The organism is Mesorhizobium sp. M0923, assembly GCF_040319365.1.
GTDB lineage: Bacteria > Pseudomonadota > Alphaproteobacteria > Rhizobiales > Rhizobiaceae > Mesorhizobium.
Genome location: NZ_JAMYNW010000003.1, coordinates 322341 through 345511 on the forward strand (window position 1 = coordinate 322341; position 23171 = coordinate 345511).

General features: G+C 62.8%; 23 protein-coding genes. 9 read left to right on the forward strand and 14 right to left on the reverse strand.

Annotation, left to right across the window (positions count from 1 at the left end; translation table 11 throughout):
* Window positions 1-175 precede the first annotated feature (175 nt).
* Window positions 176-457, forward strand: coding sequence for a hypothetical protein (locus NKH89_RS07615; RefSeq protein ID WP_023719739.1), 282 nt, complete (start codon window positions 176-178; stop codon window positions 455-457).
* Window positions 458-503: 46 nt separating this feature from the next.
* On the opposite strand, the gene NKH89_RS07620 is transcribed toward NKH89_RS07615, so the two are convergent.
* Together NKH89_RS07620 and NKH89_RS07625 are read right to left on the reverse strand one after the other, a co-directional pair.
* The gene (locus NKH89_RS07620; protein WP_352494110.1) at window positions 504-2078 is read right to left on the reverse strand and encodes an alkaline phosphatase D family protein; all 1575 of its coding nucleotides are present in this window, start codon (window positions 2076-2078) and stop codon (window positions 504-506) included.
* 365 nt (window positions 2079-2443) lie between these two features.
* Window positions 2444-3727, reverse strand: a complete 1284-nt coding sequence (locus NKH89_RS07625) for an MFS transporter (protein ID WP_352908554.1) — start codon at window positions 3725-3727, stop codon at window positions 2444-2446.
* Window positions 3728-3809: 82 nt separating this feature from the next.
* Between NKH89_RS07625 and NKH89_RS07630 the strand changes: the two genes are divergently transcribed.
* Complete coding sequence (locus NKH89_RS07630; RefSeq protein ID WP_352480978.1) at window positions 3810-4415, forward strand: TetR/AcrR family transcriptional regulator; 606 nt, start codon at window positions 3810-3812, stop codon at window positions 4413-4415.
* A gap of 97 nt (window positions 4416-4512) precedes the next feature.
* On the forward strand, window positions 4513-5103 hold the full coding sequence (locus NKH89_RS07635) for a hypothetical protein (protein ID WP_352908555.1): 591 nt from the start codon (window positions 4513-4515) through the stop codon (window positions 5101-5103).
* 17 nt (window positions 5104-5120) lie between these two features.
* Here the strand turns inward: NKH89_RS07635 and ppa are convergent, their stop codons facing one another.
* The 6 genes from ppa to NKH89_RS07665 all read right to left on the reverse strand — a co-directional run bounded on the left by ppa (window position 5121) and on the right by NKH89_RS07665 (window position 9468).
* Complete coding sequence (ppa, locus tag NKH89_RS07640; RefSeq protein ID WP_023721304.1) at window positions 5121-5651, reverse strand: inorganic diphosphatase; 531 nt, start codon at window positions 5649-5651, stop codon at window positions 5121-5123.
* 115 nt (window positions 5652-5766) lie between these two features.
* Window positions 5767-6273: a GNAT family N-acetyltransferase gene (locus NKH89_RS07645; RefSeq protein ID WP_023678138.1), complete on the reverse strand. Its 507-nt coding sequence runs from the start codon at window positions 6271-6273 to the stop codon at window positions 5767-5769.
* A gap of 117 nt (window positions 6274-6390) precedes the next feature.
* Complete coding sequence (locus NKH89_RS07650; RefSeq protein WP_352480980.1) at window positions 6391-7029, reverse strand: TPM domain-containing protein; 639 nt, start codon at window positions 7027-7029, stop codon at window positions 6391-6393.
* A 10-nt stretch (window positions 7030-7039) separates the two neighbouring features.
* On the reverse strand, window positions 7040-7882 hold the full coding sequence (locus NKH89_RS07655) for a TPM domain-containing protein (protein WP_352481111.1): 843 nt from the start codon (window positions 7880-7882) through the stop codon (window positions 7040-7042).
* 52 nt (window positions 7883-7934) lie between these two features.
* Entirely contained in the window at window positions 7935-8744 is an 810-nt protein-coding gene (locus NKH89_RS07660) for a TPM domain-containing protein (protein ID WP_502895830.1), read from the reverse strand.
* Window positions 8745-8829: 85 nt separating this feature from the next.
* Entirely contained in the window at window positions 8830-9468 is a 639-nt protein-coding gene (locus NKH89_RS07665; protein WP_023721309.1) for a LemA family protein, read from the reverse strand.
* A 162-nt stretch (window positions 9469-9630) separates the two neighbouring features.
* Here NKH89_RS07665 and NKH89_RS07670 point away from each other — a divergent pair, with 162 nt between their 5' ends.
* From NKH89_RS07670 to NKH89_RS07680, 3 genes are all read left to right on the forward strand, one after another.
* Entirely contained in the window at window positions 9631-9882 is a 252-nt protein-coding gene (locus NKH89_RS07670; protein ID WP_023721310.1) for a hypothetical protein, read from the forward strand.
* Between the two features lie 11 nt (window positions 9883-9893).
* Window positions 9894-10778, forward strand: a complete 885-nt coding sequence (pdxY, locus tag NKH89_RS07675) for a pyridoxal kinase PdxY (RefSeq protein WP_023721311.1) — start codon at window positions 9894-9896, stop codon at window positions 10776-10778.
* A 107-nt stretch (window positions 10779-10885) separates the two neighbouring features.
* Window positions 10886-11638, forward strand: a complete 753-nt coding sequence (locus tag NKH89_RS07680; RefSeq protein WP_502896312.1) for a DUF429 domain-containing protein — start codon at window positions 10886-10888, stop codon at window positions 11636-11638.
* Between the two features lie 31 nt (window positions 11639-11669).
* Here the strand turns inward: NKH89_RS07680 and NKH89_RS07685 are convergent, their stop codons facing one another.
* Entirely contained in the window at window positions 11670-12872 is a 1203-nt protein-coding gene (locus NKH89_RS07685; RefSeq protein ID WP_352480981.1) for an aromatic ring-hydroxylating oxygenase subunit alpha, read from the reverse strand.
* Between the two features lie 419 nt (window positions 12873-13291).
* Here NKH89_RS07685 and NKH89_RS07690 point away from each other — a divergent pair, with 419 nt between their 5' ends.
* On the forward strand, window positions 13292-13696 hold the full coding sequence (locus NKH89_RS07690; RefSeq protein ID WP_352480982.1) for a hypothetical protein: 405 nt from the start codon (window positions 13292-13294) through the stop codon (window positions 13694-13696).
* 93 nt (window positions 13697-13789) lie between these two features.
* Here NKH89_RS07690 and NKH89_RS07695 read toward each other — a convergent pair whose 3' ends face one another.
* Window positions 13790-15877 (reverse strand): PAS domain S-box protein, encoded by a 2088-nt coding sequence (locus NKH89_RS07695; RefSeq protein ID WP_031194628.1) that lies wholly within the window; start codon window positions 15875-15877, stop codon window positions 13790-13792.
* Window positions 15878-15916: 39 nt separating this feature from the next.
* On the reverse strand, window positions 15917-16696 hold the full coding sequence (locus tag NKH89_RS07700; protein WP_352788054.1) for a response regulator: 780 nt from the start codon (window positions 16694-16696) through the stop codon (window positions 15917-15919).
* Window positions 16697-16742: 46 nt separating this feature from the next.
* Between NKH89_RS07700 and NKH89_RS07705 the strand changes: the two genes are divergently transcribed.
* A complete protein-coding gene (locus NKH89_RS07705; protein ID WP_352788012.1) occupies window positions 16743-17429 on the forward strand; it encodes a winged helix-turn-helix domain-containing protein in 687 nt (228 codons plus the stop codon).
* A gap of 78 nt (window positions 17430-17507) precedes the next feature.
* On the opposite strand, the gene NKH89_RS07710 is transcribed toward NKH89_RS07705, so the two are convergent.
* The gene (locus NKH89_RS07710; RefSeq protein ID WP_352641299.1) at window positions 17508-17675 is read right to left on the reverse strand and encodes a hypothetical protein; all 168 of its coding nucleotides are present in this window, start codon (window positions 17673-17675) and stop codon (window positions 17508-17510) included.
* Between the two features lie 603 nt (window positions 17676-18278).
* On the opposite strand from NKH89_RS07710, the gene NKH89_RS07715 reads away from it, so the two are divergent.
* Complete coding sequence (locus NKH89_RS07715) at window positions 18279-18743, forward strand: L,D-transpeptidase (RefSeq protein WP_023721319.1); 465 nt, start codon at window positions 18279-18281, stop codon at window positions 18741-18743.
* 70 nt (window positions 18744-18813) lie between these two features.
* On the opposite strand, the gene NKH89_RS07720 is transcribed toward NKH89_RS07715, so the two are convergent.
* The gene (locus NKH89_RS07720) at window positions 18814-21897 is read right to left on the reverse strand and encodes an efflux RND transporter permease subunit (protein WP_352480983.1); all 3084 of its coding nucleotides are present in this window, start codon (window positions 21895-21897) and stop codon (window positions 18814-18816) included.
* Window positions 21894-23171, reverse strand: coding sequence for an efflux RND transporter periplasmic adaptor subunit (locus NKH89_RS07725; RefSeq protein WP_502896878.1), 1278 nt, complete (start codon window positions 23169-23171; stop codon window positions 21894-21896). The genes NKH89_RS07720 and NKH89_RS07725 overlap by 4 nt, the downstream gene beginning before the upstream one ends.

Consider the following 23171-nt stretch of genomic DNA (forward strand, 5'->3'; position numbering starts at 1 on the left):
GGCAGCAGGCCAAAAGGCGCTGCCTCTTTCGGTTGGGCGGCTCATACAGGGTTTTTCGCAATTGCGAAAGAGGAGGCGAGTCACCAAATAAAGTCACCAAATCTTAAATGTCTTGGTGTGAAGTGGAATTATTAACCAAGGCGGAACCTTTCATGGTCCGGGCAGTTCGAATTTCATGATCGACGCAGGCAGCAGACTCCGGCCGATTTTGGCATGTAGCGCACTCGCCGTCCTCCTCGCGGCAGGCGCGGCGCAGTCGGCCGCGTCGTTCAAGGAGACGCGGACTGCCCTGCCGTCCGACAAGCGGTCGGCGGAGCAGCTTTTTGCCGATGCTCCCGATGGCGTCGACCCGGTGGTGACCGGGCCAGTCAGCGCCGCCTTCAAGCAAAGGCAGCAAAATGCCGGATGCGACAGCGCCGTCTGGCCCAACATTCCCGTCGTCTGCTATCCCGATTGATACACGTCCTACCCTCGGGCTGGCCCGAGGATAATGGTGCAGTCGCTCACGCCGACCGGACCGGATCGAGCGTGACCTTGTAGAGTTCGCTGTCGTCGCGATCCATCAGCCGCACCGTCAGCTGCTCTGTAGCGCCATCGATATCGACAAGTCCGAAGAACTGCAGGCCGGCCGACGGCGGCAGGTTCTGACCCTGCTCGGCAGTCGGTGCCTTGATGAACTTCAGCTCCGGGCCGAAGGTCATGTCGAAACCATTCGGTCCGAATGTGCCTGAATGGATCGGACCCGAAACGAATTCCCAGAACGGATTGAAGTCCTGGAACTGCGCCTTGTCCGGATTGTAGTAATGCGCGGCCGTGTAATGCACGTCTGCGGTGAGCCAAACGGTATTGCTGATGCCCGCGTTCTTTATATAGCGAAGAAGGTGGGCAATTTCCAGCTCGCGCCCCTTGGCCGGGCCATTGTCGCCATTGCTGACTGCCTCGGCCCCGACCTTCTTGGTACCGTCATTCCAGACCACGAGGCCGAGCGGCATATCGGCGGCGATGATTTTCCACGTCGCGTTGGAATTTGCCAGCTCACGCTTCAACCACTTAATCTGCTGTTCGCCGAGGATGCGCGATTGCGGCGTCATCGTCTCCTGCATATCCGGGCCGTTGGGGCCGCGGTAGGAACGCATGTCGAGGAAGAACACATCGAGCAGCGGCCCATAAGCGATCTTGCGGTAGACGCGGCCCGGCTCCGACAGTTCGTAGCGGATCGTCGTCATCTCGTGGAAGGCGCGCGCAGCACGTGCCGCCAGCACATGGATCGATTTTTCGGTGTAGCGGTCGTCGGCGGTCAGGTCCTTCGAGTCCGACCAGTTGTTAAGCACCTCATGGTCGTCCCACTGATAGAAAGTCGGGCAGATGGCACTGAGCGCAAGAACGTTCTTGTCCATCATGTTGTATTTCCACTGCGCCCGGTATTCGTCCAGCGTCTCGGCAACCTTGCGCTTTTCGTCGATCAGCACTGTGTTTTTCCACTTGTCGCCATTGGGCAGGTCGACCTCGTCCTTCATCGCACCATCGGCATAGACCGTATCGCCCGAATGCAGGAAGAAGTCGGGCGTGTGCTTGGCGATCGTGGCGTAGGTCTTCATGCCGGTCTCGTCGATGCCCCAGCCTTGGCCGGCGGTGTCGCCCGACCAGGCGAAACGAATGTCGCGCTTCGAGGCAGGTGCCGTGCGGAAGCGGCCGACGATCGGCTCCGAAACGGCGTTGATGTCGGCAAGATCGGCCGCGACCATGCGGTAGAAAATGTCCTGGTCGGAGGCGAGATCGGTAAGCAGCCGCTTCACCGTATAGTCGCTGGCCGGCGACGTATCGAGCGGCGCCAGGCGGACGGCATTGGCGAAATTTTCCGTCGACGACACTTCGAACATGACGCGCGACGGCCGGTCCGTGCGCGTCCAGACCATGCCGCTGGTCGCGTCGACATCGCCGGACTGAATGCCATGGGTGAAGGCCGGGCGCTGATTGGCGCGCGAGTAATAGGGAAGGGCGAGACCCGAGGCGCCGACCAGGCCAACGGCGCTGGCCGACGTGACGAAAGCGCGCCGCGTCATTGAAATCTTGTTCATGGCTGTCTCCTGGATGGCGTTGAACGTCGCCGCCAAGCTCCAGCTTCAATGTTTCAGGCACATTTCGAAACGATGAAGGTTTTCTGACATCAACAAGCGGGAAGGCTGGACCGCTCGGCGGCGAAGCTGCTGATCTCCCCCTTGCGGGTCCCTTGCGGGGGAGATGGCCGGCAGGCCAGAGGGGGGCGCTGTCCCGCCGACGTACAAATCAGAAAGAAATCAGACGGAGCAGCGGAGTTTGGGCAGAACATTGCGTAAAGTCGGAGGCTGGCGAACCTTCGCGCCCCCTCTGCCCTGCCGGGCATCTCCCCCGCGAGGGGGGAGATCGGCAATTTGGCCGACGGCATCTCTCCTGCAACGAGAAGCTATGCCGCCTGCGGTTCAGGATCGAACGCCGGGCGGCTGGTGTTGATCAGCAGCGAGATGCAGGCGGCGGCTATTGCCGTCATGCCGGCGATCAGGAAGGCAAGCTCGTAATTGCCCTGCAACTCACGCATAGTGCCACCGAAAAAGGCCGCTGTCGCTGCGCCGACTTGATGGCCGGCGACGATCCAGCCGAAGACGATCGGCCCGCTGCGGTCGCCGAACGCCTCGTTGGAAAGCCGCAGCGTCGGCGGCACTGTGGCGATCCAGTCCAGTCCGTAAAATACGGCGAAGATGATCAGGCTGGTCGCCGAGAAGCCGGAATAGGGCAGATAGATCAGCGACAGGCCGCGAATGCCGTAATAGATGCCGAGCAGCTTGCGCGGGTCGAAACGGTCGGTGAGCCAGCCCGACAGCGTCGTGCCAATAAGATCGAAGATACCCATCATCGAGAGCAGGCCCGCGGCCTGCACTTCGCCGATGCCCATATCGCCGCAAAAGGCGATCAGGTGCGTGCCGACCAACCCGTTGGTGGTGAAGCCGCAAACGAAGAAGGTGGCGAACAGGTACCAGAACACACGCGTACCGGCGGCGCGGCGCAACGTGCTCAGCGTATGCGCGAGGAAATTGCCTTGCGCGGCCGGCGGCGCGGGCGGCACATCGTCGAGCTCGGCGCCATAGCGGACTATGCCGATCGCGGCCGGACGCTCCGGTACCAGCATATAAACCAGCGGCACCAAGGCGGCGGTGGCCACGGCAATGGCAATAGCGACCGGCTTCCAGCCGCCAGACTGGGCGAGCGAGGCGAGCAGCGGCAGGAAGACCAGCAGCCCGGTGGCGCTGGACGCCGACATCAGTCCCATCACAAGGCCGCGATTGGTCTTGAACCAGCGGTTGACGATGGTGGCGCCGAGCACGGTGGCGACGGCGCCCGAGCTGATGCCGGAAAACACGCCCCAGGTGAGGAGCAGATGCCACGGCTTGGTCATCAGCAGGCTGAGCGCGGTCGATCCCGACATCAACAGCAGCGCGGCAAGCAAGGTGCGGCGCAGCCCGATCCGCTCCATCAGCGCCGCGGCAAACGGCCCAGTCAGGCCATAGAGGAAGATGCCGGTGGCCGCGGCCAGCGAGACGACGTCGCGCCGCCAGCCGAAACTATTCTCCAGCGGCAGCATCATGACTGCCGGCGCCGAACGCAGGCCCGCGGCGATCAGCAGGCAGAGGAAGATGACGGCGACCACGACGAAAGCGTAGCGCTGGCCAAACGGGCGGGATTGAGCTATCATGTTACTGACCGGTACGTTTCAGATGTGCGGAACATACGTACCGACCGGTAACATTGTCAACCAGGCAATCGGCAAACCAGACATGAAAAGCATTGAACCAACGATCAAGGAGAATGGCGCACCGCTGCCTCGCGCCGCCGAACGGATTCTCCAGGTGGCGCGCGACCTGTTCTACCGGCAAGGCATCAGGGCGATCGGCGTCGACGAGATCGTACGGCGTGCCGGCGTCACCAAGCCAAGCCTCTACCGCAGCTTTCCGTCCAAGGATGAGTTGGCCGCATCCTATCTTCGGCACTATGACCTCGAATTCTGGGAGCGCTTCGACGAGGCGGTGAATGCCCATCCCGGCGATCCGCGCGCGCAGATCGTCGCCTTCCTGACGCGTGTCGGCAAGCGCACGCAAAGGCCCGACTATCGCGGCTGCGGCATGACCAATGCCGCGGTCGAATATCCCGAACACGGCCATCCGGCCCGCGTCGTGAGCGAGGCCAACAAGCAGGAATTGCGCCGGCGCCTGCGTGCTATGGCGGCGGCGATGGGCGCCGGCGACGCCGACACGCTGGGTGACGGGCTGCTGCTCCTGATCGAGGGAGCCTATATCAGCGGCCAGTTGTTCGGTGCCGGCGGACCGGCGCAGTCGGTGGCCCGCAACGCCGATCTTCTGATCGAGGCAAGCTTGAGGAAATAGCGTTCCGTTTACCAGGTCACTGTGAGCAGCCTGACTTCGTCTAGGCTGCTGCTGAATTTGACGGTACGCTGCGGCAGCCCGAACGGAGTTGTCCGCCATGCGCGCTCTTTTGATCCCGCTTGCCCTCGCCGGTTTCTGCCAGGCGGCCCGGGCTGGCGACATATCCAGCGTCTATACCGATCTCGTCTGGGAGAAGGACTGCGTGACTTATGCCCAGGCGGAGGAAGGCGACGGCGACTGGGCCGACCTCGCCTGTTCGGGCTATGGCGGCTACCCGGTGATGGTTTCTTACGACGATGCGCGGGAATCGCTGTTCTACGGGTTTCCACCTGGCGACATGACCACGGTCTGGGAAAGCTTTTCCGGCCTCAACTCGGCTGGACCCAAAGTCGAGTGGCGTATCGAAACCAAGGGCGATATGGCCGTTCCTATCGCAGTCATCCATCGTCGCTCGATCAGCGGTAGCGAGGGCGAGAACAAGTCGACGGAAGTGCTGATCGTCGCCAAGGTTGCCCAGCCTGGCGCCCACGAAGGCTGCACGATCGCTCTTGTGCTCGCCACCGGCAATCCCGCCGCCAACGATCAGGCGCGTAAGCTTGCCGACGAGAAGGCACGCACCTTCGCCTGCGGCAAGGACAAGCGTGTGATGCTGGGCAACACGCCCGATTTCGGCCGCGTCGATAACTGACTATTTGCGCCCGTCAATTACTTGCGCTTGGCCCGCTCGATTGCCTCGACGATCATCTTCTTGGCATAGGCGGCATCGTACCAGCCCTCGATCTTGACCCATTTGCCGGGTTCGAGATCCTTGTAGTGCTCGAAAAAATGCTGCACCTGCTGGCGGGTGATATCAGGCAGCTGCGTGTATTCGTGAACGTCCTCATAGCGCAAGGTCAGCTTGGGCGAAGGAACCGCGATGACCTTCTCGTCCTGGCCGGCATTGTCCTCCATCACCAGCACGCCGATCGGCCGCACATTGATGACGCAGCCCGGCACCAGCGCGCGTGTGTTGCAGACCAGCACGTCGATCGGGTCGCCGTCGCCCGACAGCGTGTGCGGTACGAAACCGTAATTGCCGGGATAGCGCATCGACGTGTGCAGGAAGCGGTCGACGAACAGCGTGCCGGCCTCCTTGTCCATCTCGTACTTGATCGGCTCACCGCCGATCGGCACCTCGATAATGACGTTGACGTCCTCGGGCGGGTTCTTTCCGCTGGCAATCGCTTCGATACGCATCGCTTTATCCCTCTCTCGATTGAAGATCGATAGCGGGCGACGGCGAATGGTGCAATGCGGCGAATGGTACTGGGGGATCGTCCGAACCGAAACCGGTCGGATCATGCGCTGGCCGTCATTCCCAGACGAAAGCGACCTTCTTCAGCGCCTTCTGCTCGAATATCTCGACGCCCTCGGCCACATCGCGACCGCCGGCGCCGGCATAGAAGGCAAGTGCGTTCTGATTGTCTTCCAGCGCCCACACCACCATGCCCTTCAAGCCATGGTCGGCCAACCGTGCCCGTGCCGCCGAGAACAGCCGGCTGCCGAGCCCGATGCCTTGATATTCCGGCCGCAGGTAAAGCTCGTAGATCTCGCCCTGCTGCCTGAGTTCGCGGGCACGGTTCTTGCCGATCGTCGCGTAGCCGGCAATTTTGCCGCCGATTTCGACGACCAGGACGGTGGCGGCGCGGCGAATGGCATTCGCCCACCAGTCGGCACCGCGGCGGTTGATCATCGATGTCAGAGTGCGGTGTGGGATGATGCCCGAATAGGCGCCGCGCCAGGCCTCGAGATGCACGTCGGCAATGGCGGCTGCATCGCGCGGCTCGGCTTTCCTGATGTCGATGCTCAGCGTATTCATGATTGGTTAACCATAAACCCGCGGCGCCCGATTGCAAGAGTCCGGTCAGCCACTGCGATGCTTTCGCACAGCCGAACGGTGCGTCCTTGAGACGCTGCAAAACCGCCTTTAGCGAGATCAAATCTCGACCAGATGGTCGTCCAGTTCGTTGCTGTCGCCGGTCGACATCGGAAAATGCTCGGCCAGTACCGCACCGACCGCTTCGACCGCCCTGACGAAGCCGTCGGCAATCCGATCGTCGCCGGCATGCGCCGTAAGGTCGCGGACGACACCGTCCCAGACATGCTGGCCGACACGAGAATCGATGCCGCTGTCGGCGACCACTTCAGCATAGCGCTCGGCGATCGAGACGAACACCAGCACGCCGGTGCGCGCCGCGGTGCGGTGGACGTTGCGGGCGAGGAACTGCTTCATCGCATTGGCGTGGGCGGCCTGGTAGCGCAGCCGCCTCGGCACCAAATGGATGCGCAATGCGGGCAATGCCCACAACAGGATGAGCACACTGGCAAGCGCCAGAAGCTCGGCTATGACGAAATGCGGCAAGCGGATCGACAGCCACCAGGCTTCCAGCCCGTAACCGACGGCGAGGCTGACGACGAGCATGCCGAGCATCGCCATGAAGGCGGCCGGGAAGAAATAGCCGTCGCTTGCATGCGCCACGACGCAGTAGATCTCGCCGTCGGTCTTTGATTCGGCAGCGCGAATCGCATCGGCGATGCGCTCATGATCCTCGGGGCTGATCGGTCGTGTTGCCATGATTGATGTCTCACCAGCTTCCTGAAGAACCGCCGCCGCCGGACGAACCGCCGCCGCCGGAAAACCCGCCGCCGGAACTTCCTGACGACCAACCACTGCCTGAACTTCCCGACGACCAGCCACTGCCGGACGAGGTCCCCGACGTCCAGGCACCGCCACCGGAGGGTGACGAACCTGGCCCGCGGCCGTAGCGGAACGTCATGCCCAGCCACTTGTACACGCCCGGCGACAGTTTCGTGCCGAAGATCGGCGGCAGGAACGCCATTGCCAAGCCGCCGAAGAACATCGTCGCCCACAGGATGATGAACAGCATGAAGATGGGATCGACAGGATTGTCATTCGCCGGATTGCGCTTGCCGCGCGCTTCCAGCTCTTCGGGATTGCCTTCCAGCACCATGATCATGTCGTCGACGGCCTTGCTGATGCCGCCTGAGAAATCGCCGGCACGGAAGGCCGGCACCATGTCGTTTTCGATAATCAACTTGGTGTGCAGGTCGGTCAGCGTGCCTTCAAGCCCATAGCCGACCTCGATGCGCATCTTGCGGTCGTTCGGCGCCACCAGAAGCAGGACGCCGTTGTTCTCCTTCGCCTGGCCGAGTTTCCAGGCGCGAAACAACCGGTTGGCGTAAGGCTCGATCTCCTCGCCGTCGAGGCTGGGAATGGTCGCGACGACGATCTGGTCGGACCCCTTGGTCTCGAAATCGGCAAGCTTCTGCGTCAGCGCCACCTCGGTCGCGGCATCGATGATGCCGGCATTGTCGACGACCCGTCCGGTCAGCGCCGGCAATTCGGCGGCGAAGGCCGCGAAGCCGAACAGCAGCACCGCTATGGCCAACAGCGCGGTGCCGGTCATTTTGATGAAACGGCCGGATTCCACCGGGCTGACGGCGTGTCTTGTCATCTCGTCACCAGCTTCCCGAGGAGCCGCCGCCGCCGGACGAACCGCCGCCGCCGGAAAACCCGCCACCGCTTGAACCCGACGACCATCCCCCGCCGGAACCTCCCGACCAGCCGCCGGACGACCGCCGGCTCGGCTCGAAGGTCATGCCCAGCCAGCGATAGCGGCCGGGACCGATCTTCTGGCCGAAGATCGGCGGCAGGATGGAGGCTGCGAGGCCGCCGAAAAAGATGATTGCCCAGATGGCTATGAAGATGGTGAAGAACAGATCGTCGCTGTTGAACGGCGGCTGCTGGTTGCGTTCGCCGCGCGCTTCCAGCTCTTCGGGATTGCCTTCCAGCACCATGATCATGTCGTCGAGGGCCTTGCTGATGCCGCCGGAGAAATCGCCGGCACGGAAGGCCGGCACCATGTCATTTTCGATGATCAACTTGGTGTGCAGGTCAGTCAGCGTGCCTTCAAGCCCATAGCCGACCTCGATGCGCATCTTGCGGTCGTTCGGCGCCACCAGCAAAAGCACGCCGTTGTTCTCCTTCGCCTGGCCGAGTTTCCAGGCGCGAAACAACCGGTTGGCGTAAGGCTCGATCTCCTCGCCGTCGAGGCTGGGAATGGTCGCAACGACGATCTGGTCCGAACCCTTGGTCTCGAAATCGGCAAGCTTCTGCGTCAGCGCCGCCTTGGTCGCGGCATCGATGATGCCGGCATTGTCGACGACCCGTCCGGTCAGCGCCGGCAATTCGGCCGCGAGAACGGTGAGAGGGAGGAGGAGAAAGCTTAGAACGAAGCCAAAAAAAATCCGGCCGGCATTTCTTCCCACCCCCCTCTGTGGGGAGATGGCCGGCAGGACAGAGGGGGGTGGGACGGAGTACAAGGCCAACGGGAACAGACCCGCTAAGCGCCGTTCACCCGCCCTGCTGCGTGCCGAAATCGACCTTCGGCGGCTGCATCTTGTCCTCCTCGATGGTGAAATTCGCAAACGGCTGGTTGCCGCGGAACCACAAGGTCGCCCAGATCACCGACGGGAAGGTCCTCAGCGTCAGATTGTACTCTCTCACCGCCTGGATATAGTCGCGGCGGGCGACCGTGATGCGGTTCTCGGTGCCTTCGAGTTGTGCTTGCAGCGCCAGAAAGTTCTGGTTGGCCTTGAGATCGGGATAGTTCTCCACCACCGCCAGCAGGCGCGACAGCGCGCTGGTCAGGCCGGCCTGGCTGTCCTGGAATTTCTTGAAGGCTTCCGGATTGTTCAGCGTTTCCGGCGTCACGGTCACCTGCGTCGCCTTGGCGCGCGCTTCGACCACGGCATCGAGCGTGTCCTTCTCGTGCGCGGCATAGCCCTTGACCGTGTTGACCAGATTGGGGATGAGATCGGCGCGGCGCTGGTATTGATTCAACACCTCGCTCCATGCGGCCTTGGCGTTTTCCTCAGCCGTCGGGATGGTGTTGTAGCCGCAGCCGGCAAGCAGCGGCAGCATGACGGCCATCACCAGGAACGCAGCTAAATTACGGAAGATTGGCGGTAAAGCAAGGCGCTGGACAAGCATGATAAGGTCCCCTCGATAGCATTGGCACGCGAAGCATTAGCACAATCCTTGCGCAAGAAAATGACTTCGGCCGAGAAGCGTTACTGGTTTCTACCATTCGCCGTCAGGCCCTGTGACAGACGAGGCGAACGGGTTAAGCTCGGGATGAAACGGGATATCACCATGGCGAAACGCCACGACAGCGACGCGGAATCGCGCCGCATCATCGAACGGGTGGCGCGCGAGACCGACCCGGGCGGCACCTCGTTCCTCGCACGAACCGCCAGAGGCGCGCGCGACCACGTCACAGCGGCCGATGCCGACCGATCGGACCCGATCGAATATTGGGGCACCCGTATTGGTCGGGCGGCAGGCTTGCTTATTGCCATCGGCCTGTTGATCTGGCTCGTGCTTTTCATCACCAGGGGCGGTTAGGACAAAGATCAATGAGCGCCGAAAAAGCCGACGCGCCGCGCGCGGTCATCGTCGTCTCCAGCCATGTCGCACGTGGCTCGGTCGGCAACCGTGCCGCCGTGTTTGCGCTGGAGACGCTGGGGTTTCCGGTTTGGGCGGTGCCGACCGTCATTCTGCCCTGGCATCCGGGGCACGGCCGGGCCACCCGCATCGTGCCGCCGCTGGACCAGTTCAAGGCGCTGATGACCGACCTCGAGCGCGCGCCGTGGCTGGGCGAGGTCGGCGCCGTGCTGTCCGGCTATCTCGGCGAGGCTGGCCAGGCCGAAGCCGTCGCTTCGCTGGTCGGCGCCGTCAAGGCGAAGACGCCGGACGCCCTCTATATCTGCGACCCGGTGATGGGCGATTCGGGCGGCCTCTACGTACCTGAGCCGACCGCAATCGCCATGCGCGACCGGCTGATGCCGATCGCCGATATCGCCACGCCCAACCGCTACGAGCTGGAATGGATGGCCGGAGCGCCGCTGCCCGACCTGAAATCGGCAATGGCTGCTGCCCTGCAAGCCGGCCCACCGGCCATGCTGGTCACTTCGGCACCGGCGATGATGGCCGGCGGCATCGGCAATTTGCTGCTCAACGGCAGAGAGGCGCTGCTTGCCGAACACCGGCTAATCGACAAGCCTCCGAATGGGCTCGGCGACCTGACGGCGGCCGTCTACCTGGCGCGCATCCTGTCCGGCCAAACGGCCGCCAAGGCGCTGCAATCGACCACGGCAGCGGTCTACGAGATCCTGGCGCGCACCGCCAAGCGCGGCGGCGACGAATTGCAGCTCGAGACCGATGCCCAGAGCCTGTCGCACCCGATGGCGATGGTGCAGCTTCGCCATCTCCTGCATCCGGGACGGGATCGCCGGGCGTGACGCAGGCCGAAGACGCCGTGCCCCAGGATGATGCGCCCAAGGGTGCTGCGCCCGACCATGTTGTGCCTGGGGATGTTGTGCCCGAGGATGTTGCGCCTAGGGATGTTGTGCTTGTCGGCGTCGACGGTTGCAAGACCGGCTGGATAGCCGTCCGCCGCGATTCCGGTGCCGCACCGTCGACAGCCGTTTTCCCAAGCTTCGCGGCGTTGCTCGACCAGCTACCCGTCAATGCAATCGTAGCGGTCGATATGCCGATCGGCCTGCCCGATTTCTCGCAAAGAGGCGGTCGCGGTCCGGAGGCGCTGGTGCGGCCATTTCTTGGCGCCCGGCAATCCAGTGTCTTTGCCATCCCCTCCCGCGCCGCGCTCTATGCGGAGATCGAAGCCTTCACCACGGTCGAAGCCTGGTACGCGGCACATCGCAGGGCAAGTGACGTGGCCAAGACGACCTCAGATCCGCCGCGCGGTGTCTCGATCCAGGCCTTCGGCATCTTTGCCAAGATCCGTGAGATCGATTCGCTGCTGATCGCGCGGCCCGAACTGCGCAGCCGCGTCTTCGAATCGCATCCGGAAGTTGCCTTCTGCAGACTGAACGGCGACCGGGCGATGCGTCTGCCGAAGAAGATCAAGGGCAACATCAATCCGGCCGGCATGGCCGAACGCAAGGCGCTGCTTGCCCGGCATGGTTATGGCCAGCATTTTCTCGACCAGAGGCCGCCGCGCGGCGCGGCCACCGACGATTTCCTCGATGCCGCGGCGATGATGCTGATTGCCGGCCGCATCGCCAGAGGCGAGGCAATGCCGTTTCCGGATCCGCCGCTCGCCGATCGTTTCGGCATTCCCGTCGCCATCTGGTCTTGAGGACCAGGGCTAACGTTTTAGGTGGCATGCGTCAGGAGCGTGATCTGAGCGCCTCGTTGAGCGCCCACATATCCTTCTCCTCGGGCGCGGTCTCCAATCCGAGCACGGGAATTTGCTTGCGCAAATGGTCGTGGTGGGTGCGCACGCCATATTCGAGATCGGAGAGGTAAAAACCTCCGAAGGCTTCTGACAGCATGGATTCGTTGGACCATATCGAAAGCTGTACATCTTCGGCCAGCGTGTCGCGGTCGATGCGGTAGGATAGGTAGCGGGCAGCCGCCTGCTCCCTGCTCTCGTCGCGATAGCGGTAGATGGCGCCGCGCAGCAGCGTCTCACCCGTCGACAGCGGGAACTCCTGATAGAACTGCACCGACTCCGGCATGATCGACAGCGCGTTGTTCGGGAAGATGCCGTAATAGATCCAGGCCTTGCGCAGGTGCTCCGGCAGTTGCTTCGCCTCGGGTGCGAGCTTGATGTATTGCGCGACGCTCCAGCGCCGTCCGGCATGCGGGTTGTAAGTGGCGAACGAGCGCGACACGCCGTTGACGAACGGCTCGTCGAAGTAGGTCGCGCCATAAAGATCCTGCAGCGCCGGATGCGCCATGGCGACGTGGTAGCCTTCATTGTCGACGTCGCGCACCGACTTCCAGTTGACCGGCGTCTTTTGGGTCCAGATGCCCCAGGACGGCACCATCTCGGCGACGCCGTAATGGGCAATCTCGGCTTCGATCGGCTTCAACAGCTCGGCCACGGATGGCTGCGGGCCACCCTTGCGGAAGCGGATGAAGATGAAGCCCATCCAGATTTCGAGCTCGAGCGGCATCAGGCCGAATTCGGTCTTGTCGAGGTCGGGGAAGGACCGCGGGCGGGCAGCGCCGCGCAACGTGCCGTCGAGATTGTAGACCCAGCCATGAAAGGGGCAGACCAGCGCATTCTTGCAAGTGCCTTGGCTATCGGCAACGACGCGACTGCCGCGGTGGCGGCACATATTGTTGAAGGCGCGCACCACGCCATCCTTGCCGCGCACGATCAGCGCCCGCTCGCCGACCACATCCATCGTCAGATAGTCGCCGGCGTTCGGCAGGTCGCAGACATGGCCGGCGATCTGCCAGTGATTGCGGAAGACGTGCTCTTTCTCGAGTTCGAGCAAGGCGTCGGAATGATAGCTCCAGCCCGGCAGGCCCCGCCGATCCCAATCGTTGGGGATTGCCACGTCACGCAGATGCGGGTTCATAAAAGGCTCTTATTTATTGAATGGCCGTTCAATACAAGCATATTTTCTGTTGAAATGCAATAGCTTGCGAGAATAGGGCGAATTCCCGACGCGAAACCGATCGGCAATTGAGAGCCGAGCTCGAACGATCGAAGCCGGGAAAATCCCGGGAATTCCGGGCGTTAATCCCCTTACGCTTGTTGAGCGCCCAGCCCTCCGTGGACCGGAAAAGTCGACGTGGATCCGGTGCCGTGGATAGCGGAAAACGAGCGCTGAATGTCACCGGTGCGGCCAGCTACGCATCGTCGGTTTGCCCCCGGAATGGCCGCGGGCCTGGTTTCATGCCGGTTACACAATCGTTAATCCATCATCGTTGGCCCGTTACAAGGTGCGGTTAAGTTCGTTTCAACAGGGAAAGAAGAACACCGAAGGAAACGACGATGCCTACGAAAACCCAGATCACCGACAACGACCATCGCCTGCAGGGTCCGCAGCGCAACGACCGGCGCCCGAAGCTGGCGCTGCGCCAGCGCGCCAGCGATCACCCGATGGCGATGTTCCTGCTGCTTGCCGCTGCCGCGTTTGCCGGCATGGCGTTCACGCCGACCGTCGGTCCGGCCTTCGCCTCGCTGAACCCGCCGGTCAACCTCATCGACGGCGCGACGACCACGACCAAGACGGCGCGCCTGCCGATCCCGGACATCGATTTTGCCTGCAAGGGTCAGGCCTGGGGCGCCGAGAGCCTGGACTGCCTGCGCGCCATCGCTGCCCAGTCGGGCAAGGCACGGCCCGTCCGCATGATCGCCAACGCCGCCCCGCTGGCCGATACGCCGAACGTTTTTTGATCTTTTCGCGAGCGCCCTCCAGCACTCCAGTCAGGCTCCCGCCGCAATGTCGGCTGGGAGCCTTTTTTCTTTCCTTTTTGTCTCTCTGGGAGTCTAGCCGCCCAAAGCGACCTGCTCGGCAATGGCCGAGAGCACGCCGCGCACATCCAGCGTGCTGAACGGCTTTTCGAGGATTGGCGGCCGCTGCGGCGCCGGCAGCGCCTCGATTTCGCCTTTTGCGCCGATCAGATCGCCGGTGACAAGCACGAAACGCCGCGCCAGATCCGGCATTTCGGCAAGCAGCTCGCGATAGGCGGCTATGCCGCTGGTGCCGGGCATGCGCAAATCGGAAAACACGATGTCCGGCGGCATGTGGCCGCTCAGGGTCGCGGCGGCCGAGACCCAGGCCGGCACGATCCGCGACTTGATGCCCATCAACTCCAGAATGTCGGACAGCGACGCCGCGACATCCGGCTCATCGTCTATGATCAGCGCGTGACGCAAGCCGCTCGACCGCGACGGACTGTCGCCGGCGGCGACCGCGCCGGCAGCGATCGCCGGCAACTGCACGACAAAACGCACGCCTCTCGGCGAAACCTCCTCGAACCAGATATTGCCATTGTGCCGCTCGATGATCGATTTGGAAATCGACAGGCCGATACCGGTACCGACGCCGACTGGCTTGGTGGTGAAATAGGATTCGAATATGCGTGAGCGTATCGCTTCCGGCACGCCTGGCCCGTTGTCCTCGACCGAGAATCCGGGATTGCCGCGGTCGCTGCGAAACGTCCGGACCTTGATCCGCCGGTCGCCGGCAATGCCGGCCAAGGCATGCTGGCTGTTGATGAGGAAGTTGGCGGCTACCTGCGTCACGTGGTCGGCATCGGCCATGGCCAGCAGCGGGCCGCCGGCGAAATCGGTGTCGATGATGATGCCGCTTGATCGCGCGCCATAGGCGGTCACTTCGAGTGCCGCGCGGATCACCTGGTTGAGGTCGGTCTCGGCCTGCGCCGTCGGGTGCAGGCGGACCATCGACAGGAAGCTTTTGACGATACGGCCGCAGCGCTCGGCAGCGGCGCGCACCTTTTCGGCGCGTACTTTGGTCTGCGGATCGGCGGCGAATTCATGCAGCAGCGTCGACTGGGCGACGACCACGGCCAGCGGGTTGTTGAGCTCGTGCGAAACCCCCGCAAGCAGCGAGCCCATCGCCGCCATCTTCTCGTTCTGGTGCAGTTTTTCGCGCTGACGGTTGATTTCCTCCTCAGCGCGCAATCTGTCGCGCAGGTCGCGGATGGAGCCGAAGATCAGATGGCGATCGGCGACCCGCATCTCGGTCGCCGTCAGCTCGATCGGAAAAACCTCGCCGGCGGCATTCTGGGTGACCGTTTCGAGCCGCTGGCCGACCATCGGCGCGCCGCGGCCCGACATGTATTCGGCGCCCGACGCATAGCCTTTGCGGTAATATTCCGGCACGACCGTGTCGAGCAGGTCCTTGCCGAGGATATCGCTGCGTCGATAGCCGAACATCTTCTCGGCCGCCGGATTGAATTCGATGATCGAGCCGGTCTCGTCGATGACGATGATGGCGTCGAGCGAGGCCTGCAGCATGGTGCGGCGAATGACGTCACTGGCATGCGCGTCGGAGGGCGACCGTTCGATGGCGTCGCCAATGGCGAGTGCCACCATGTGCAGCGCCGCCTCTTCCTGGTCGGTCCATTCGCGTTCGTTGACGCAGTCGTTGACCGCCAGCGTGCCCCACAAATTGCCGTGCGAAAAGACCGACACCGACAGGAACGACTTGATGTTCTGCTTTTCGAAATCGGTCCGCAGAAAGCCTTCGAGATCGCGTGTGTGCCCGGCGAATATCTTGCCTTGGCGCTCGTCCTCCGCCAGCTGTTCCAGCAATGGGTCCGAATCGACGACCGACTGCATGATGACGGTCGGTGACGCCAGCTCGCCGCCAAACCGGGGGGCGATCCAATAAGCGGCGACCGACTGGGCGAAGCCCTGGCCGGGCAGTTCGCGCAGGCGAAACAGGATGCCGCGGTGACAATCCATGGCTTCGCAAAGCGTTTGGAGGATACCCTCCATCTCGCGCTGCCAGTCGCCGGCTTCGCGCAGCCGGCGAACCACATGCACGGCCGCCATCGCCGCGCCCTGCCTGGCGCCCTGCGAGTCCGCGCGTGCTGTTTCAGCCGTCATGGTCATTTCCTGGCCGTGGCTTGCTCAAGCCGCCAGGCCTCAGTTATTTTCGCCGGCTGGCAGCGAGAAGATATAGCCTTCGCCGCGCACCGTGCGCAGGAATTTCGGATTGGCCGGATCCGCCTCGATCTTCTTTCTCAGCCGCATGATGCGGATGTCGACGGCGCGGGACGATTCCGCGTCCTCGACGAAACCGATCGCCTCGGAGATCGCCGCCCGCGTCAACAGCCGGTTGGCGCGGGTAAGGAACACCTCCAGCACGTCGAACTCGCTCTTGGCCATGTCGATGACCGCACCGTTGGCGCCGGTGACGAGCCTGCCGTCGAGGTCGGCGTGAAAGGCGCCGAAGCTCACGGACCGGCGGCCACCGGATGTTTCAGCCTTGGCTTTTTGTGGTTCGGTCGGCTCCGGAACGCGGCGCAGCACGCTGCGCACCCTGGCCAGCACTTCGCGCAACTCGTAAGGCTTGACGATGTAGTCGTCAGCGCCGAGCTCCAGTCCGACGATGCGGTCGAGCGCGGTACCGGCGGCCGTCGCATAGATGATGCCGATCGGCATTTTCGACCGCATCCAGCGGCCGAGCGACAGGCCGTCCTCGCCCGGCATGGCGATGTCGAGAATGGCCAGATGGAAGGACTGGGCTTCCAACAGGTCGCGCGCCGCCACCGCACTTTCGGCCGTGGCCACATCATAGCCGCTGGCGCCGAGATACTCGGCGACCGCGTCCCTCAGGTCGGGCTCGTCCTCGACAATGACAATTCGTGCCCGCACGATGCGTTCGCTCCCGCTTTCAGCGGAAAGTAGATTGGGTATAAACATGATGTCCAGCACTCTTCTTGGGTTGCCGTATGCGGGGTAGAAAAACATGGCTGCACGATCCGTCATCGCGCTTGTTTCCGTCGCTGAAGTAATTGCGACCGATCTCGCCGATCATCTCAAGCGACGCGGTCATGACGTCCGCGCCGCGCGACAGCCGTGGGAAGCCGAATCGCTGCTTTCTGAAAAGGGTATCGATGTCGTGGTTGTCGGCGACAGCGTCAGCCAGGCGGAGGGGCGCGACCTGCTCAGGCGACATGGCGGCGAAGGTGGACCGGATTTCATCCTGATCTGCCGCCCGGCCGATCTGGTCGACAAGGTGCTGGCGCTCGAGCTCGGCGCCGCCGACGTCGTCGAAAGCCCGCTCAATGTCAGGGAGCTTGCCGCCCGCGTTGGCGGCCTGCTGGCTCGGCGCGGCAGGAACGCCGGGGAATTGATCGTGCTGGAGAACGCGACCGTCGATCTCCGGTCGGCCATCGTCATGCACCGCTCGGGCACGGAAGAACAGCTGTCCGCCGGGCAGGTGGCGCTGCTCAGGCTGTTCCTGGCCAGCCCGCGCAAGGTGCTGACGCGTGACGACATCATCGCCGCCGCGCCCGCCGAAAATGCCGAAGCCTTCGACCGGTCGATCGATTCGCGCATCGTGCGGCTGCGCCGCAAGCTCGACACCGAAACCATCACCACCATACGGGGTGCGGGTTACCGGTTCGATCCGCCAACGCAATTCGCCGATTGAATGCAGGACAGCCACCCCTTTTTTGAGTATCGGATTTTCCTAAAACCGGTTCCCGCTTTTGGGTCCGATGCTCTTTCCTCAGCGCGCCACGAGAAGCGACGGGCCTGACGGCATGTCACTGTTCGTGCTGACCTCGCCGGCATGCGCACGTTCCTTCAGCAGCACGGTTGCGAGGCCGGCAATGCCGAGCAGGCCCTGCACGTAGAGCAGGGCAGAAAGCACGGAAGCGGCGAATTTCGTTTTCATCCTGTTCTTTCCTCAAAATTGGGATTTACGGGCGCTTCAGGGGAACCCCCGAAGCGCCCGCGCCGCCAGCGGAGCCCCCCGTTGCGGCGCGGGCCTTCGGTCCTCTCGGCTGCAAGTTGCCGGAGGCGCCGCGCATCCTCAACGGCTCTAAGCCGCCCCCGCCAGAGGGGCTTGAGCCGGTCGACGCGCAGGCTGGAAACTGTCCAGACAATCCAGACCGTAGCGAAAACAGTGTTGGCTTCCGATCGTTCGTTGCCCGCTGTTTTCGTTACGTCAACTTTGCCCGTTCGCTGTATCCGGATCATGCCGCCGAGGCCGCGCTTTGTTGCAGCTCGGTTTCGGAGTCAGGTGGAATTCCTCTCAAACGAAAGACAATCGCGTATTCGTGCCGCGGTTTGGCTGATCCGCTTAGGCAAACACGCCGCCGCTGTCATGACGACGTCCAACAGCTGTAAGCCGCTTTGCACGGCGTTTTCTGTTAACCCGGGGGAAACAGAATCGAAACACAAACGAGCATCTAGCGAAATCGGCTCGAAACATGACGCCCCGATAAGCCGGTCATCGAATTGAGCCGGCCCCGACCGGCAGAATAGGGGAGACATCATGTACACCGCCATTTCCGCCAAGCTCATCAACATCGCCGCCGCCGTCATCACCGGTGCTGCCTTGCTTGTCAGTGCCGGCAACAGCGCAGCCCACGCCGCCGCCAACAAGATCGTCGCGCGTGTGTCGCTATCGCAGCAGACCATGGAAATCCTGGTCGACGGCCGGCCGACATTCGCCTGGAAAGTCTCGACCGGCGACAGGACGCACGTCACGCCGACCGGTTCGTTCAAGCCGACCCGCATGCATGAAATGTGGTATTCGAAGAAATACGACAACGCCCCGATGCCGCATTCGGTGTTCTTCAGCGGCGGCTACGCCGTACATGCGACAAGCGCCATCAAGCGCCTCGGCCAGCCGGCCTCGCATGGCTGCGTGCGTCTGCATCCGGACAACGCCGCCGATTTCTATCAGCTCGTCGAGGTCTTCGGCCCGGCCAACACCAGCATCGTCATCGTCAAATGAGCGATGCTTTTCGTAGCTCCCAAGAAAGGCCGGAAATCCGGCCTTCTTTATTGTGCAATGTTAGTACAATCTAATCCGGCATCACCGGCATCAGCTTGGGGTCCGGCTTTTCGGCGTGATGCGGCAGGTCCTTGCTGGCGATAAACGTGTAGAACATCGGCACCACGAAGAGCGTGAACATGGTTCCGACCAGGATGCCGGTGAAGATCACCAGGCCCATCGAATAGCGTGCCGCGGCACCAGCGCCGCTGGAGATGATCAGCGGCACCACTCCGAGCGCCATCGCCGCCGTCGTCATCAGGATCGGCCGCAGCCGCACCTTGGCCGACGCGATGATCGCATCGCGCCGCCGCATGCCGTGCATTTCACGCTGCTGGTTGGCGAACTCGACCAGAAGGATGCCGTGCTTGGTGATCAGGCCGATCAGCGTAATCAAGCCGACCTGGGTGTAGATGTTGAGGGTGCCGAGCCCGACATTAAGCGGCACGATCGCGCCGAAGATCGAGAGTGGCACCGCCATCATGATGATCAACGGATCGCGGAAACTTTCGAACTGCGCCGCCAGCACCAGATAGATGACGAGAACGGCTGCCGCGAAGGCGATGATGATCGTGTAGCCCTGTTGCTTCTCCTGCCGCGACTGGCCGGTATAGTCGATGAAGAAAGTGTCGGGCAGGCTCTCCTTGGCGATATCCTCGATCGCTTTCAAACCGTCGCCGGTGGTGACGCCAGGCAGCGGCAGGGCGGAAATCGTTGCGGAATTCAACTGGTTGAACTGCTCGATCGCCGCCGGCGACGCGTTGGTCGAGATCTTCACCACCGCAGAGAGCGGCACCATCTCACCCGAGACGCTGCGCACGAAATACTCCCCCAGTTTTTCGGGATTGTCGCGAAAGCTCTGCGGCACCTGCGGGATGATGTCGTAGCTGTTGGATTCGCGGTCGAATTGCGCCACCTCGGCGCCACCGACCAAGAGGGTCAGCGTCCGGCCGATATCGGCGATCGGCAGGTTGAGTGCCGCGGCGCGGTCGCGGTCGATCGTCACCGTCACTTGCGGCGCATCGTAGGACATCGAATTCTGCACCGCGAGGAAGCGACCGGAGGCCTGCGCCTTGTTCTTGATGTTCTCGGCCGCCTCGTACACTTGGGAGGCCTCGCCGGTCGAGCGCACCACCATCGTGATTGGCAGGCCGCCGCCGGAGCCGGGCAGTGTCGGCGGTGCGAAGACGAAAGCCTCGACGCCCGCCACCTTGGCAAGGCGGGCAGTGATGTCTTCCTGAAGTTCCTTCGAGCTGCGCGCGCGCTCGGCCCAGTCCTTGAACGCAAAGCCGACGAAAGCGCTGTTCGTCGGGCCTTGGAACGCGACGGCGGAGAACCGCGCCCTGGTTTCGGGGATATCATTCACTAGCCCGAGAATCTGGTTCACATAGGTCTCGGTGTAGTCCGACGTCGCATAGCGCGGTGCGTTCACAATAGACAGCAAGAAGCCCTGGTCTTCTTCCGGCGCCAGTTCGCTCGCGGTCTTGGTGAACATGAAGCCGGTCGTGGCGACCAGTGCGATGACGATCATCAGCGTCACCGGGCGATATTTCAGCGAGCCGCTGACCAGCCGCTCATAGACGTTTTCGACGCGCCCGAACGTGTTGTCGACAATGCGCTGGAAGCGGCTGTGCGAGCCGGCCCTCAGGATGCGTGCCGACATCATCGGCGTGACGGTTAGGGCAACGACACCCGAAAGGACCACCGAGCCGGCAAGCGTCACTGCGAATTCGCGAAACAGTGCGCCTGTCAGGCCGCCGGTGAAGGCCAGCGGCGCGAACACGGCGGCCAACGTTATCGTCATGGCGACGACGGCGGAGGAGATCTCCCGCATGCCGTTGAAAGCCGCCTGCATCGGCGACAAGCCGTCTTCCTCCATGTGGCGGTGGATGTTTTCCACCACCACGATGGCATCGTCAACAACCAGTCCGATCGCCAGCACCATGGCCAGCAACGACAAAAGGTTGATCGAATAACCCAAAGAAAACAGCAGGAAACAGACGCCGATCAGCGACAGCGGAATGGTCACGATCGGCATCAGCACCGAGCGGAACGAGCCGAGGAAGAGCAGGATGACGACGATGACGATGGCGACCGCCTCGCCGATGGTCTTGAACACCTCCTCGATCGACGCGCTGATCTGCTCGGTCGAGTCATAGACGATCTCGATCGTCATGCCGAGCGGCAGCGTCTCCTGGATCGTCGGCACAATCTTGTGGATCGCCGCCGCGGTGGTCAGTGGATTGGCGGCCGGCGTCGGAAAGATGGCGAGAAAGATGCCGGGCTTGCCGTTGAAGGTGACCCTGGTGTCGGTGTTCACCGCGGCGAGTTCGACGCGGGCCACGTCGCGCAGTCTCACCACATTGCCGTCTTTCGAGCGGAGCGGAAGGGCAGCGAAAGCCTCCGGCGTCTGCAGGGTCGAGCGAACCGTGATCGAGGAAGCCACATATTCGTTTTCGGTATCGCCGGGCGCGGAGAGGAAATTCGATTCGTTAATGGCGGTCAGCACTTCCGCCGCCGTCACACCGCGCGCCGCCAGTTTGATCGGGTCGATCCAGACACGCATCGAATATTCGGCGGCGCCGAAAATCTGCACGTCGGCAACACCTTCGACCGTCGACATACGCGGCCGCACGACGCGCTCGATATATTCGGTGAGCTGTTCCGGCGTCATGTTCGGGTTCTGCATCGAGATGTACATCATCGCGAACTGCTGGCCGGTGCCCTTGACGATCACCGGGTCTTTGGTTTCGTCCGGCAGATCGCCGCGAACGCTCTGAACCTTCGACAGGACTTCGTTCAGCGCAACGTCGGGGTCGGAGCCGAGTTTCATCTGCACTGTCACGGTGCTGGATGACGGCCGGCTCGCCGACGTGACATAATCGATGTTTTCGGTCGAAGCGACAGCACGCGCGATCGGCGCGGAAATGAACCCCTGGATCAGGTCGGCGCTGGCGCCGGGATAGGCCGTGGTGATCGTGATGGCCGTTTCTTCAACCTCTGGATACTGCCGGATCGAAAGGTTGAAGATGCCCTGAAAACCCAGAAGCAGGATCATGCAGGCAAGCACGGTCGAAAGGACCGGGCGGCGGATGAAGAGGTCGGAAAAGCTCATTGCTGGGCTGCCTGCTGGTTCCCCGGCTTGCTCGGATCGATTGTGTTGTCGACGGCAACGGACATGCCGTTGGAGAGCCGGTTCTGGCCGGCGGTAACGACTTCGTCGCCGGGCTGGATGCCTTCCAGGATCTCGACCAGGCCGGCGTTGTGGCGGCCTGGCTTGACGAACACCTGGGCGAGCACGAGCTGCGGCTTCTGTTCTTCCGCTGCCGGTTTGGCTTCCGCTGCCGGTTTGGCTGGGGTAGCGCCCGGCTTTTCTTCGGGTTTTGCCGCGGGTGCTTCGGCAGCGGGCGTGGCAGCATCCGCGGCTGGTTTTTCTTCCGGCTTTGCCTCGGGAGCCGCGCCGTTGACTTCTGCGGATTTGGCCGGGCGCACCACGAAGACGAAGTCACCGTACAGGCTGGAGGTCAGCGCAGTCTGCGGCAGCGCCAGCACGTTGTTCTCCTCCGGCAGTTCGACACGCACCTGGACGAACTGGCCGGGCGTCAGCTTGCCTTCAGGATTGGCGACCTCCGCCCTCACCGTCACCAGCCGGCTCGTCGGGTCGATCTTCGGATCGATACCGCGGATGATGCCGGCGAACGGCATGTCGCCGCCGCCAATGCCCAGCCGCACCGTCTGTCCGATCTTCAGCAGCGGAAGCTGCTGCTCCGGCACGGTGAAATCGACACGCATCGTGTCCATGTCCTGCAAGGTCACCACGGCGGTGCCGGGTGTGAGATACTGGCCAATGTCGATTTTCGGAATACCGACGGTGCCCTTGAAAGGGGCCGTCAACTGCTTTTGGTCGAGCACCGCTTGCAGCTTGTTTACCTGCGCGGAGGAGACCGATGCTGCCGCCTGCGCCGTGTCCAGCGTAGCGTCGGTGCCGACCCCGCGCTTCTGCAGCTCAAGAGCGCGCATCAGCGTCGTCTGGTCGGATGTGGCTTGCGCCTTCGACGCCACGAGGTCGGCCCGCTCGACGGCATCGTCGAGCTGCAGCAGCACGGCGTTGGCGGCGACCTTCTGATTGGCATGAAACTGGATGTCCTTGACGATACCCGCGGTTTCGACGGTCAGGTCGACGCCGCGCACGGCACTGACAGTACCGATCGCCTCGACGCCGGGCGTCCAGGACATCGGTTTGACGATGACCGTCGACACGGTCGCGGCCGGCGGCTTCATGGTGGCGAAAAACTGTTTGATCGCATTGTCGCGGAACAGGTTGAAGCCGACGATGCCGCCGCACACCAGCACGAGCAGAATGAAGGCGATGATGAAGCGCTTGATCAC